Raw genomic sequence first — 13,724 nt, 5'->3', positions numbered from 1 at the left:
ACAGATAATCTAACTTATTCATTTGTACTATTCATTCTGTCCAGTAAAAGGCTTGCTGCCTTGAGGCAACAATTGACCAAACGAATAAGTGAACTCAGGAATACCATACGCATAAGGCCCATACTCATACAAGTCAAACACAATCGTCACACCGCTATTCGTTACATAAAAATTCGGATTAGCCGCAATATTCTTGAAGCCACCAAAGCCGCCTTCATTCACCATTGGACCATTAATTTTTTCTTCAGGTCGCTATTAAGAAACTGTTTGTAATTAGGATTGGCCTTCAGCACGTCAGACAATTGCAGCAATTTTCCATCAGCGAGTGAGAACGTATATCCTTTACGGGCCGTCATACCATGAGCACCAGCCGTATCGGAGTAATCCTCCATAATGATGCTCAAAATCCCTTGTTGGTTATAGGCAATAGCAAAATCATTACTGAAAGTATACGGTCTTTCTACTGTAGGTTCACCCTCTGCTACTTGCTTTTTGCCTGCTGCCAGTATTCCCTCCGCTTGCTTTTTGAGCACACTATTAATGGCCTGCTGAGCTTCAGGGTTTAGCTGGCCACCGCTGATTTGCGAGTACTTAACCTTGTAGGAAACCTTTGCATCACTCGAAGCCGGAAGAGATTGGGACGTAATCGTGATCGGATTTAGCTGGCTTTTACTCATTGTTACTGTTTTCTGAGCTGCATTCCACTGAGCATCGATACCCAGATAGTCTTTCAGCAGACTCATAGGAATGTACAGCTTCCCGGCGATCTGTTTGGCGTCCATGTTGCGTGTGGTTATTCCATTGACATTGACATAGGGACCATCGGAGGAAGAGGACATGATGTAAAGCTTATTGTACCCACTACCTACGGTATAAGTCGCTGTTTTGGCATCATAACTCACCGGAATCCCCAGGCTGTCGCGCAATGCTGCTACGGGAATCACTGTGCTTCCGTTCACCTGAATCCCTTTGGTCGCCAACGTTTTACCATTCCATTTAATAGAAATACCTGGTTGCTGTGCTGTAGCCTGTTGTTTGTATGAAGCTGCCTCGATATAGGAAACGGGAACAACTGCAACTCCTACTAAAATTCCCGCTGCCAGCAGTGCGGAGCCCCATTTTTTTGTATGCTTGTTCATATTAAATATTCCTCCTGTTATAGATGTGTATTCTACGTGTATTGATTACTTTACTTATTATATCTATCCCCCTATGTTCGTAGTTTACAATCTGTACACTCTCCGATTTCAATCTGTACATCTAGGGGACCCAGCTATTACAGACTCATTACAAAATAATTTCGACATATAAAAAAGCCAGCAAGTCATCCTGCAAATAAAGCAGGACGCTTGTGGCTTCGTTATCATCTGTACGTTAGTTCAATTCGTATTGTGCCGATACTTGGACCTTCACAGTCACTTGACCGGATTGTATTTCTGTTCCGCCGCTTGTATCCAAGAGTGCTTTACTCATAGCAGCCTCACGTTGTGTGAAGATTTGGGCATCTCCCCCATCTACCGTTACGTTCAGGAGAGTTCCAAGCCCTCGTTTGGTTGCCTTCGCTACAGCACTGGCTTTGGATTGAGCATTTCCCAACGCCTTGGCAATCGCTTCTTCTTCATAAGCTGAAGAGTTTTCTACCGAAAAACGCACATTATCCACGTTGTTCGCTCCAGACTGTGTAGCCTCATCCAGTAACTGACCGATTTTATCCAAATTACGGTACTTTACGGAAAGCGTATGATTGGCAATATAGCCTTTGAGCTTCTGTCCTTGTTTTTCGTCATAGGTATAGTTAGGCTGCACGTAGAACTGGCTCGTCTGAATGTCGTCTGCACTGATGCTCCACTTTTCTTTCAGCAGTTGTGTGACCTTACTTATTTTAGCGGCGTTGGCTTTTTGGGCAGCTGCTGCTGTATTTCCTTCAGATTGTACGCCGATGGATAGATAGGCAATATCGGGTTTAACCAATACTTCCCCGCTGCCACTCACATTAATTACACTGCTTACCGTCGTAGATGCTGACGCGGCATAGGCGCGATCTGCTCCTGTCCATAATCCTCCCGCTACTACTCCTGCCAATAATGCTCCTGCCAGAACTGCTGTATTTGCAGCTTTTGTCCAATGCTTCATCATATTCGCCCTCTTTTCTTGATGATGTATGTACCTTCCAGACGGAAACTAAGGGAAAAGGTTGCAGTTAGGCACCACATTTTCGAAACAGAGTACCATCACAGAATTTAAATTGCTTGTAGCTTGGGCTAAACACAGCGCCGATATTCAAAGAGACCACATTGTAGCAGCCCAACAGGGGATTGCCCACTCTGTTTTTTCGGGTACAAAAAAAGCCCCAAAGGGGCTTTTCACTAAGAGCATATACCATATCACAAAGCAGATGTTTATTTATTGATTTTCCAGCTCTACTTTACTAACCAGACTTACTAAAGCGTTTACAGCCTGTTCGGCATCCGCACCTTCAGCACTAATGTAAATTTCAGTACCTGTACTGATGGCAAGGCTCATAATACCCATAATACTCTTGGCATTAACCTTCTTGTCTTCTTTTTCCACAAAAATCTCAGATGAATATTTATTCGCTTCCTGTACGAACAACGCAGCAGGTCTGGCGTGCAGTCCTGTTTTCAAGCGTACGACTACCGGATGTTTTGACATGTCAGCTTACCCCCTCATCAAATAAATCTGGACACTACTTACTCCATTTTATTTATCACATTATAACATTAACCCGGGACAGACACTAGAAAAAAAACTAAAAAAACCGGGGCTGAAGCCCCACAGACACTCCTTTTATGGAATCAGGCCGTTTTCTCCCCTGATTTTGTCAGCCATCTCGTCAATTTTGCGAAGTCGATGATTGACACCCGACTTACTCACAACCCCTTTGAGCATTTCCCCGACTTCTTTTAAATTCAAATCAGGATGAGCGAGACGTATTTCCGCCACCTCGCGCAGCTTATCTGGCAGCGTATCCAGGCCGACTTCCCTCTCCAGCAGCTTGATATTCTCAATTTGCCGGACAGCAGCTCCAATCGTCTTGTTCAAATTAGCCGTTTCACAATTAACAATCCGGTTGACGGAATTACGCATATCACGCATAATGCGGACATCCTCGAATTTGAACAAAGCCTGATGCGCGCCAATGATGCTGAGTAGCTCAATGATCTTTTCGCCTTCCTTGATGTAGAGAATAAAGCCTTTTTTTCGCTCAATGCAGCGGGCATTCAGATGAAACTCATTCGCCAGATCGACCAGCGCCTGGCAATGCTCCTCATACATCGAGGAAATCTCCAGATGGTAAGACGATCCCTCCGGATTGTTCACAGAACCACCTGCCATAAAAGCGCCACGCAAATAAGCCCGCTTACAACAGTTTTTCCGAATGATATCCCGATTAATCCCGTCCGTGAACAAGAACCCTTCTGATACGATGTAAAGATCCTTCAAGAGCTCTTGTACACCGCTTGGAATGCGGACAATGTACACGTTATTTTTTTTCAGGCGCATTTTTTTCCGTACAAGCAGCTCAATATGAACTTGAAAATGCTTTTTGATCAAGGAGTAAATCCGCCTTGCAATCGCGGCATTTTCTGTGGACACGTCCAATATCACCCTTTTGTTGGACAGCTGTACGGACCCGAGCATACGTATGAGCGCAGATAGTTCCGCTTTTTCACAGCAGGGCTGGCTTTCAATCATCGTAAGCTCTTTTTTTGTTTGTGCCGCAAAGGACAAGGGACTCACCTCCTTCTTAATATCCAGTTTTGTACCAATTGGTAAATGTGCTGGCTCAGTTTGTCGGCATCATGCCGTAAATAGGTGCGGAACAGAACAAGCGTATCTGCCACCACTTTATACCCCCGCTCAGTCAGCTCTCCCATGTCTACTTGAACTGGCTTGGCACCCTGCTCGGCATACATTTCCTGTACCTGAGGCGGAATCTCTCCATTATTGACGATCACATAATCAAACAAATGATGCCCTACATGCTCATAAATAGCCTGCAAGTGGTCCCCCACTGTATATCCATCCGTTTCGCCTGGCTGAGTCATAACGTTGCAGACGAATATCTTGATAGCGTCTGATTTCACCACAGCCTCTGCAAGCTTCGGTACAAGCAAATTCGGCAAAATGCTGGTGTACAGACTGCCAGGACCAATCAGGATCGCATCGGCCTCATTAATGGCCTCTACAGCCTCAGGCAACGGCTCCACGTGAGTCGGTTCAAGAAAAACACGTTTGATTCTGCCGCCCGCTTCCGGGATTTTGGATTCACCGGTAACCACCGTGCCATCCTCCATTTCGGCACTCAGCACAACGCCTTCTTCAGCCGCCGGCAGCACACGCCCCCGTACAGCAAATACACGGCTAAGCTCACGCACCGCCGTCACAAAATCTCCTGATATATCGGTCATCGCCGCTAAAATCAGGTTGCCCAGACTATGGCCTGCCAAGCCTGATCCTGCACCGAAACGATATTTCAGCATATCGGACATCACCGGCTCTACATCAGCCAGTGCAGTCAGCACATTACGAATATCCCCCGGAGGGGGCATTTGTAGCTCACTGCGCAATATCCCGGAGCTTCCGCCATCGTCAGCGACTGTAACAATAGCCGTAATATCCAGCGGCTTTTGTTTCAACCCCCGCAGCATGACGGACAAGCCGGTTCCGCCGCCCATAACAACAATACGAGGGCGCTCCCGTTGTGATCCGGTCTCTTTCATGTTTTCACCTCATTAATGCCGGTCGCGATCAGCATCCCGATGTGAAACAGAAACTGATTCTGTTTCACTGGCACCCAGCATTTTTCCTAAATATTCAGATATCGCGACAGAACGATGCTTACCGCCGGTACACCCGATACCAATAATGACCTGGCTTTTGCCTTCCTTGCGGTATTGCGGAATCAAAAAATGTAACATATCCAGTAGCTTGGTCAGAAATGCCTGAGTCTCCGGCCATTTCATAACATAATCATACACATCGCTATCCTGTCCGGTGTGTGGTCGCAATTGGTCCACATAGTGAGGATTGGGCAGGAAACGCACGTCGAATATGAGATCGGCATCAATGGGAATACCATATTTGAAGCCGAAAGAGGTAATGTTTACGGAAAGCATGCTGCTCTCCAGATGAGAAAATCGGGAAATAATCCGCGCCTTTAAAGTTGCAGGCTTCATTACACTTGTATCAATGACCTGTGTTGCCGAGCTTTTCAGCTCCTCCAACATTTTGCGCTCCAGTCGTATACCGTCAAGAGGCATACCATCCGGAGCAAGCGGGTGGCGACGACGGCTCTCCTTGTATCGCTGTACGAGAACACCGTCATTGGCATTCAGGAACAAAATTTCACAATGAATCGTAAAATGATCCTTAATATAGTTCAATGATTCCGACAAGGCTGTAAAAAATTCTCGCCCGCGCAAGTCAATCACCAGCGCCACTTTGCCTATCTTACCGTTGGACTGTTCAATTAATTCAGCAAATTTGGGAATCAGCACAGGCGGTAAATTATCAACGCAGAAGAAGCCCAAGTCTTCCAGGCTTTGCACTGCAATGGTCTTCCCTGCGCCTGACATTCCCGTAATAATAATGAGTGTTGCCCACGGCGCAGCGTTTTTTAAGTTGTCTGTCATATGGACTTCCCTCTCCTTTTGCTTCTTCGCTCTATGTCAGTAACCTATGGATCAGGAGCGCAGCAGCAAACCGGCTGCTCCTACAATACCTGCGTCATTGCCAAGCGATGCCGGAACAATAGATACCCCTTGCTGGAGCGGCTCAGGTGCCAGTTTGGCAAATACCAGACGCATCTCTTCGAACAAGAAATCACCCGCTTTGGAAACACCCCCGCCTACAATAAACAGCTCCGGGTTTAGCACGGTGGCAACCGCTGCCATAGATTTCCCCAAATAAAAGGCAGCTCGCTTCACGATACGGAGTGCGACCTCATCCCCGGCCTTGGCTGCATCAAATACTTCCTTGGCGGCGATTTGATCTTCCAGCGCCAGAGAAGTCCGATCTCCACGTTCCACAGCGTCATTTGCCATACGGATAATGCCCGTTGCGGAAGATACGGTTTCCAGGCAACCCATTTTGCCGCATCCACACTGAATGGCCTCCAGATCCGGTACAACGCTCATATGACCAATTTCTCCAGCCATGCCTGAAAAACCTTGATATATTTTACCATTAATAATAATACCACCACCAACACCCGTACCCAGGGTATAGCATACGCAGTTTTCTATACCTTTGCCCGCCCCGGCCCAAGCTTCGCCAAGTGCAGCGACGTTAGCATCGTTGTCTATTTTTACAGGCTTGCCGATCCGTTCCTCCAACAGCGCACGAATCGGTACGTCACGAAAGCCAATATTGGGAGCGAGGACTATAATGCCTTCGCGAACATTCGTAAAACCGGCAACGCCCGCTCCGACACCCTTCAGTTGATCCCATTCATAGGGAGATTGCTCAACAATGTGCCGCACATATTTTTCGATATTGCTGATCACAACGTCTACGCCCTTAGCTGTTTCCGTTGGTCCTTCGTATGTGTGCAAAAGCTGTCCGTCTTCATTACAAATGCCTACCTTGATTGCTGTACCGCCCAAATCGACACCCACATAGATACTTTCAGACATGTTCCAAGCCACCTTTATGTTTACTTAAAAACTGTGTATGAAATATATGATTAAAATCTTGACTTATAATAGTTACCTACGTTCCAACTATAATTGAAGCCCCCGTTACGGTCAAGGACACTTCCCTGTTGGAAAGCGCAGGATTAGCGGAACTTCAGGTCTCGTCATCCATAAAAAGGAGAAAGCCTGTGCAGATGCAGCAGGCTTTCTCTTCCTGAATCCAAGGCACGTCTTAACAGGGCCTATCCATCGCCCTCACCTTAGCCATATTGTATTCTGTAGCTTTCTTTATTGATCCAGTGTTTCGCTCCAGTCATGAACAGCGCTACCTTCGAGATATTTCTCGCAGTCCATAGCCGCCATACAGCCCGTTCCCGCAGCCGTAATGGCTTGACGGTAACGGTTATCCTGCACATCCCCGCAGGCAAATACCCCGGGAATGTTCGTTTCTGTCGTTCCTGGCTTCACTTGAATATAACCATGATCGTCTGTACTGATTTGGCCGTTCAGGAAGCCTGTATTAGGCGTATGTCCGATGGCTACGAACACACCATCTGCCTCAAGCAGCTCATCCTGATTCGTCTCATTATTGTGTACCTTCAAGCCCTTTAATCCCGTCTCTCCCGTTACGACCTCCACAGGAGTCCGGTTTAACGCCCAATGTACTTTTTCATTTTCCCGTGCGCGATCCTGCATAATTTTAGACGCCCGCAGCTCATCGCGACGGTGAACCAAGGTTACGCTGGAAGCAAACCGGGTCAGGAAGCTCGCTTCCTCCATGGCTGAATCTCCGCCACCCACTACGATGATTTTTTTCCCACGGAAAAAGAAGCCGTCGCAGGTCGCACAAGTGCTGACTCCGCGTCCCACGTTGTCCTGCTCACCCGGAATACCAAGATATCTGGCGGACGCTCCTGTAGCAATAATCACCGACTCCGCCTCAATGATGCCTCTTCCCTCTACCTTCACTTTAAAAGGGCGCTTGCTGAAATCCACTTCCTCTACCCAGCCAGAAGTAAATTCAGCGCCAAAGCGTTCGGCTTGCTTGCGCATGTTATCCATCAACTCAGGTCCAAGGATACCTTGCTCAAAACCCGGAAAATTTTCAATTTCAGTCGTTGTGGTAAGCTGCCCGCCGGGCTGCATTCCCTCAATGATCAGTGGATTCATGTTTGCGCGCGCCAAATAAATAGCTGCTGTATAGCCTGCAGGACCTGTACCAATAATTATGGATTTATACATACGTTTGTTGCCTCCTTCTAAGTGGTGTTTGTATCAGATCTCAGACCTGCTTTTTAAACGTGGAGAGCGGCTGTTTCATCTTCTGCTTGATACCGCACACGCTGTCAATCTGGCGTGCATAGCGGCTTACGGTCGATACGGAAATACCATAACGGTCAGCTACTTCCTGATAGGTCACCGAATGATGATTCATTTTGGCTGTCAAGTATTCCAGCGCCGCTGCCCATCCCTCAGTATGCTGAACAATCGGGACTTCCGGGGCAAGCCGATCCAGATATTCTAGCCAAAGTGACCTCAAATCGCGCTGCATGACCGGATCAGACTTGCTCATAACGGCAAGTACCTTATCCAACACTGCCTGCCATTCCGGATGGACAGTTGAATGGGCAGACACCTCATCTTCGGATACGTGGTGAACCTTCTCTGACTCTGGTCGCAGAAGTCGCTCCGTTTCCTGATTTGTCTCCTGTATGTCCTTAACTGACGGCTCCGTCAGCTCTTGCAGTACTTGCAAGGCGCGCCGTTTCAACTCGCCTTCCTGATCCGGGTCTTCTACGAAGGACTCCAATGCCTGTCGCACCTCATCGTCACCGATCAGGCTTAGCGCCTGAATGACTTGAAGCTGGGTCGCTCGATCGCCGTGGCGCAACGCCCAGAAGAAGGAAGACCGAATTAGCGGATCTCGCTTCATACTGTCAGGCACCTGGTCAGCTCCGAACTTCTCCCACATGCGGAATTGCTCCTCAAAGGGGAGATGGTAATGGTAGCTGAGTACTTGCAGCGGTGTGCCCTCCTGCTGGAGCTCCTCCAGCCGGGACAGGAAAAACCGTGGAACTTCCGAGGAAGCATCCTGCTTTTGCAAATGACCCCACAACCGCCGGGCTTCCGCATATCTTCCCGTATTGCTGGCAGCCACCGCCGTATAATGGTACAGGGAGGCGTCATCATTATTCTCTCCGTCACCTTGGAGCAACCTGCGGAAATGTCTGTAGGCCTCCTCATGACGTCCGAGAATCCCCATCGTAGTAGCCAGCTTGAATACCTGCTCCTCTTGAAATGGTATGGTGACCGTCAACGTTTGAATCAGACGATCCAATTCCGGGCCGCCGCCCTCATGCTGATAAAAGATCGCCAAGTTGCACAGCGCATGCAAATTACCTGGTTCATCCTCCAGTACCCGAAGAATGGTTGTCTTCGCATTTTGAAACAGTCCCATGTAGTAATACGCCAGCGCCAGATTGTTCCGCGCAGCGAACATGTCCGGCTGTTCCTCTGAAATTTGCTTAAGCAATTGGGCCGCCTGAGCAAACTTCCCTTCCTCCAGCAGGACACGGGCCTGATCATGCTCGACCACTCCCTGCCGGGCCTTAATGCGGTTCAGCTTGGTTGGACGGTCCAGCTCATAATAGAGCAGCTCCATCATTTCCTCGGCTTCATCGAGAAACTGTCCTTCCTCGTCCTCCTCCAAATACGTGACCAAGGCTTTCTCCGCTTCTTCAAACTGCTCCATATTGGCGTAATTATTCGCCATATAGAAGTAACACTCTGTCATCGACGGGTCTACGTCGCTCAGAACAGAGGACAGGATCTCATTCGAACCTGCATAATCCCCCATCTCTGATAATATACCCGCCATATTGCAATGATTCACCGGATTATCCGGTTCATATTCAACGGCTTTGCGAAAATATTTCAATGCCTTGTCATAATGATTGCGATCAAGCGAGCGCACAGCTTTCTCAAAAAAGAAAGATGCGTCGAAACGCAAAACAATAATCTTAGGGCTAGGTCCCGAAGCTCGCAGATGTTTCCCTTTCATAAATAACAAAGGCACCTCCTTTAACTGTAACTGGCATGTTCATACCCTTCAGTATACCACAACTTTAAAACGACTTGACAGTAGGGTATACCTCATCCCAAAAAACGGAACCCTGTCCTGACCCATCCGCTGGAAAATGAGTGAATAAGCCAAATAGCCGCACGCGCCTTCATGTGTAAAAAGGCAACGTTCGGCTGATTATCGGGCTATATATTAGGCAGAACATAGACCTCAAAGCGTCAACGGCACGGACGAGCGCTCACGCTGCCGGAATACGGCAAGCTCCCGATATCCGACCTCATGCAGAAGCGCGCGCGCCTTCTCCAAATGCTCGGACAGCTTCGCCGGATCATGAGCATCTGACCCTACCGTCAGCGGGATGCCTAGCGCCAATGCCTCCTCCAGCATGCGGCGGCTCGGGAACATCTCTGCACAGGGCTTGGATAGCCCCGATGCATTCAGCTCCATCGCCCGCCCGCTGCGGGCAACGGCCGAGAGTGTAGAGCGCTCCAGCTCACGCAGCTCCTCCGCTTCCTCCGACTTCGGATAGTGGCCGAAACGCTTAATGACATCCAGATGACCCATGATGTCATACAACCCGGTCGCTGCCGCTTTGGAAACCGCATCGTAATAAGTCCGGTACACCTCCAGCACATTTTTGCCTTCCCAATGGTGCACCTGACGGAAATCTGTTACATCCCACTCCCCGAGAAAATGTACGGAGCCAATCACATAATCCCACGGATATGCGGTGATGATGTCTTCGATTTCCTGTTCCCAGCCCTCGATGTAGTCGCCTTCCAAGCCGACACGAATGTCAATCTGTCCCTTATAGCGTTGTTTTAATTCCAGACATTCTTCCACATAACGTGGCAGCTCTTCCATAGGCATCGCCATCTCCGGATAATAGTCGGCCGGGTTAACATGCAATAGCGGCATGTGATCGGACAAGCCGAGCTGATCCAGCCCCAACCGAATACCCTGCTGCACATACTCTTCCAGATTTCCTATCGCATGACCACAGCGGGCATGATGCGTATGATAGTCAATTTTCATGCGGCTCTCCCCTCTTTCAGCGCTACATCACCCATTTTAATCACGACGGGGACGCTCATGACGGCGGTTCAGCTCAGTCAGCACATCATCCAGCGGTAGTTTGCGCTCCTGTAACAGTACCAGCAAGTGATAAATCAGATCGCTGACCTCCAGACGAAGCTCCTCATTATCCTTATTCTTGGCGGCAATGATCGTCTCGGATGCTTCTTCGCCAACCTTTTTCAGAATCTTATCCACGCCTTTGTCAAAAAGGTAGGTCGTATAGGCCCCTTCAGGACGTGTCACTTCCCGCTCCTTAATGATTGCTTCCAGCTGGGCAAGCACCTCAAAGCGGTCTGTTGCAGCATGAGTCGTGCCCGTTTGAGTCGCCACCGACGCTTGGCCCCCGGCATTTTCCGAAGCAGGAGCTACAGCCGTTCCTGACGCAGAAATATCACGGAAAAAGCAACTCGTCGCTCCGGTATGGCAGGCAGGGCCATTGGGAATTACACGAACAAGCAGAGCGTCACCGTCACAATCCAGCTGAATGGAGGTGATTTTTTGCGTATTCCCCGAGGTTGCCCCCTTGTGCCACAGTTCCTGTCTGGAACGGGACCAAAACCACGTCTCTCCCGATTCCAGAGAAAGCTTCAGCGATTCTCGATTCATATAGGCCAGCGTCAATACTTGAAGCGTGGCATCATCCTGCACAATCGCCGAGACAAGTCCCGCTTCATTCCAGCGGATATTATCCAATACCTGTTCCAGAGATAGCTGCTGGTTCAATTCGTTGCTCATCGTATCTCCACTCCTCTGCGCTTCAAATCCCGTTTTAGCTCGGGAATTCCTATTTCTTTATAGTGAAAAATGGTTGCCGCTAAGCCAGCGTCCGCTTTACCCGCCGTAAACACGTCATAAAAATGCTCCTGCTTGCCCGCTCCACCGGAAGCAATGACCGGAATACCCACGGTATCCGACACCGCAGAGGTCAGCGGCAGATCAAAACCATCCTTGGTTCCGTCCGCATTCATGCTGGTCAACAGAATTTCGCCTGCCCCCAGCCGTTCAGCCTCCTTGGCCCAAGCCAAGGCCCGAATGCCGGATGGCGTGCGGCCTCCGTGTGTATACACTTCCCATTCGCCCCAAGCCTCATTGTACTTGGCATCAATCGCGACTACGATGCATTGTGAGCCAAAGCTGCGCGCACCCTCCGCAATCAGCTGAGGGTTGCGAACAGCCGCCGTATTAATGCCGATTTTATCGGCCCCTGCACGCAGGATGCGCTTCATATCATCGACATGCGATATCCCGCCGCCCACGGTGAAGGGAATGGCAATTTCCCCCGCTGTCTGACGAACCACCTCTTCCATAGTGGCGCGACCTTCAACCGAAGCGGAAATATCCAGAAATACGATTTCGTCTGCGCCTTCCCGGTCATAAAGCGCCGCCAGCTCTACCGGATCGCCTGCATCGCGTAAGTTCACAAAATTGACGCCCTTAACCACCCTGCCATCCTTTACGTCCAAGCAGGGAATAATCCGTTTAGCCAGCATGCCTACTCCCCCTATGCCTTTGCTACAGCTTGTACGGCGACCTGTAAATTAATGCTGCCTGTATACAATGCCTTACCCACAATAGCGCCGCCTACACCTTTTTGCGCATAAGCACTTAGCGTAATCAGATCGTCCATCTTGCTGACACCGCCAGAAGCAATCACGGTGCGTCCACTGCTTTTCGCAAGCGCCACGATCGCCTCTACATTCGGACCCTGCATCATTCCATCGCGGGAAATGTCCGTAAAAATGAACGTTTCTGCACCCTTGGAGGCCAGCTCAGCCGCCAGTTCATCCGCTCGCACCTCCGAGGTTTCGAGCCACCCTCGTGTCGCTACATAGCCATTTCGCGCATCCAGACCAATCGCGATCCGGTCACCATAGGTACCCAACACCGCTTCCGTAAAAGCACGGTCCTCAATCGCCGCCGTGCCCAAAATCACGCGGCTCACGCCCAGTGACAATAGCCGCTCCACATGCTCGCGCGTACGCAAGCCACCACCCACCTGTACAGGTACCTGCACCGCAGACGCGATGCGTCCGATCAGCTCATCGTTCACAGGTTGACCCGCTTTAGCACCGTCCAGATCGACCAGATGAATGTAGGAACCGCCCAAGCGCTCCCATTCCCGGGCCACCTCCACCGGATTTTCATTGTATATCGTCTCCTGGTTATAATCACCCTGCACCAGCCGTACACATTTGCCATCGCGAATATCAATCGCCGGATATATCGTGAACAAAGTATGACCCCCTTGTGAGCTATTCAAAAATACCTATGTGTAATTACGCTCGCTTCTCCGCCTCCGCCAGTTCCAAAAACTGACGAAGCAGTCGCATACCCATTTCCCCACTCTTCTCTGGATGGAACTGCATACCGTATACATGGCCTCTGCCTACGATAGCTGTTACCGGCCCACCGTAATCGGTCACCGCCAACAAATCGCTTTCTACCTCCGGCTTGGCATGATAAGAATGCACAAAATACACATGCCCTTCCTCCAAGCCTTGCAACAATGGATGCTCCGGCTGCGTCATGCGCAGACGGTTCCAGCCCATATGCGGCACCTTCACACCCAGATCAGGAGCAAAGCGCACGACCTCTCCCGGCAAAATATTCAGCCCCTCATGGCTGCCATATTCTTCGCCACGAGTGAACAACAGCTGCATCCCCAGGCAAACGCCGAGCAGCGGCTGTCCAGCGCTCGCGACCTCCTGAATGACCCGATCCAGGCCACTGGAACGCAAATGCTCCATAGCGTCTCCGAACGCCCCTACACCCGGCAAAATCACACCGCTGGCGGAACGTATCACTTTCGCATCTCCTGTCACTACAGCCTCATAGCCAAGACGCTCAACCGCCTTGCTCACACTATGCAGATTGCCTCTGCCGTAATCCACAATAGCAATGGACAT

Annotated in this window: 15 protein-coding genes; all 15 read right to left on the bottom strand. The window is 49.7% G+C overall.

What is annotated here, in order from left to right; genetic code table 11:
• Positions 1-27: 27 nt before the first annotated feature.
• The 15 genes from QMK20_RS00525 to hisH all read right to left on the bottom strand — a co-directional run bounded on the left by QMK20_RS00525 (position 28) and on the right by hisH (position 13,724).
• The gene (locus QMK20_RS00525; protein WP_283654143.1) at positions 28-225 is read right to left on the bottom strand and encodes an RsiV family protein; all 198 of its coding nucleotides are present in this window, start codon (positions 223-225) and stop codon (positions 28-30) included.
• Entirely contained in the window at positions 219-1,139 is a 921-nt protein-coding gene (locus tag QMK20_RS00520) for a stalk domain-containing protein (RefSeq protein ID WP_283654142.1), read from the bottom strand. The genes QMK20_RS00525 and QMK20_RS00520 overlap by 7 nt, the downstream gene beginning before the upstream one ends.
• Positions 1,140-1,374: 235 nt before the next feature.
• A complete protein-coding gene (locus QMK20_RS00515) occupies positions 1,375-2,133 on the bottom strand; it encodes an SIMPL domain-containing protein (RefSeq protein WP_283656165.1) in 759 nt (252 codons plus the stop codon).
• A 270-nt stretch (positions 2,134-2,403) separates the two neighbouring features.
• Positions 2,404-2,673, bottom strand: coding sequence for an HPr family phosphocarrier protein (locus QMK20_RS00510; protein ID WP_007428150.1), 270 nt, complete (start codon positions 2,671-2,673; stop codon positions 2,404-2,406).
• Positions 2,674-2,808: 135 nt separating this feature from the next.
• Complete coding sequence (whiA, locus tag QMK20_RS00505; protein WP_014279171.1) at positions 2,809-3,753, bottom strand: DNA-binding protein WhiA; 945 nt, start codon at positions 3,751-3,753, stop codon at positions 2,809-2,811.
• Positions 3,754-3,758: 5 nt separating this feature from the next.
• Positions 3,759-4,745, bottom strand: a complete 987-nt coding sequence (locus tag QMK20_RS00500) for a gluconeogenesis factor YvcK family protein (protein WP_134911640.1) — start codon at positions 4,743-4,745, stop codon at positions 3,759-3,761.
• Between the two features lie 12 nt (positions 4,746-4,757).
• Positions 4,758-5,657, bottom strand: a complete 900-nt coding sequence (rapZ, locus tag QMK20_RS00495) for an RNase adapter RapZ (RefSeq protein ID WP_013308254.1) — start codon at positions 5,655-5,657, stop codon at positions 4,758-4,760.
• 51 nt (positions 5,658-5,708) lie between these two features.
• Positions 5,709-6,659, bottom strand: a complete 951-nt coding sequence (locus QMK20_RS00490) for an ROK family glucokinase (protein WP_283654141.1) — start codon at positions 6,657-6,659, stop codon at positions 5,709-5,711.
• A 288-nt stretch (positions 6,660-6,947) separates the two neighbouring features.
• Positions 6,948-7,901 (bottom strand): thioredoxin-disulfide reductase, encoded by a 954-nt coding sequence (trxB, locus tag QMK20_RS00485; protein WP_044645043.1) that lies wholly within the window; start codon positions 7,899-7,901, stop codon positions 6,948-6,950.
• Positions 7,902-7,941: 40 nt separating this feature from the next.
• Entirely contained in the window at positions 7,942-9,720 is a 1,779-nt protein-coding gene (locus QMK20_RS00480; protein ID WP_283654140.1) for a tetratricopeptide repeat protein, read from the bottom strand.
• A gap of 231 nt (positions 9,721-9,951) precedes the next feature.
• Positions 9,952-10,776 (bottom strand): histidinol-phosphatase HisJ, encoded by an 825-nt coding sequence (gene hisJ, locus QMK20_RS00475; RefSeq protein WP_283654139.1) that lies wholly within the window; start codon positions 10,774-10,776, stop codon positions 9,952-9,954.
• A 36-nt stretch (positions 10,777-10,812) separates the two neighbouring features.
• Complete coding sequence (hisIE, locus tag QMK20_RS00470; protein WP_283654138.1) at positions 10,813-11,553, bottom strand: bifunctional phosphoribosyl-AMP cyclohydrolase/phosphoribosyl-ATP diphosphatase HisIE; 741 nt, start codon at positions 11,551-11,553, stop codon at positions 10,813-10,815.
• Positions 11,550-12,308 carry an imidazole glycerol phosphate synthase subunit HisF gene (gene hisF / locus QMK20_RS00465; protein ID WP_025684761.1) on the bottom strand — a complete coding sequence of 253 codons (759 nt, stop codon included), beginning with the start codon at positions 12,306-12,308 and terminating at the stop codon, positions 11,550-11,552. The genes hisIE and hisF overlap by 4 nt, the downstream gene beginning before the upstream one ends.
• Positions 12,309-12,319: 11 nt before the next feature.
• Positions 12,320-13,051: a 1-(5-phosphoribosyl)-5-[(5-phosphoribosylamino)methylideneamino]imidazole-4-carboxamide isomerase gene (hisA, locus tag QMK20_RS00460; protein ID WP_283654137.1), complete on the bottom strand. Its 732-nt coding sequence runs from the start codon at positions 13,049-13,051 to the stop codon at positions 12,320-12,322.
• A gap of 43 nt (positions 13,052-13,094) precedes the next feature.
• Positions 13,095-13,724, bottom strand: coding sequence for an imidazole glycerol phosphate synthase subunit HisH (hisH, locus tag QMK20_RS00455; protein WP_283654136.1), 630 nt, complete (start codon positions 13,722-13,724; stop codon positions 13,095-13,097).

The sequence above is a fragment of the Paenibacillus sp. RC334 genome (assembly GCF_030034735.1).
Classification (GTDB): Bacteria; Bacillota; Bacilli; order Paenibacillales; family Paenibacillaceae; genus Paenibacillus; species Paenibacillus terrae_A.
Note: the sequence above shows the minus strand (reverse complement) of the source record. Positions and strands in the feature narration are given on the sequence as shown.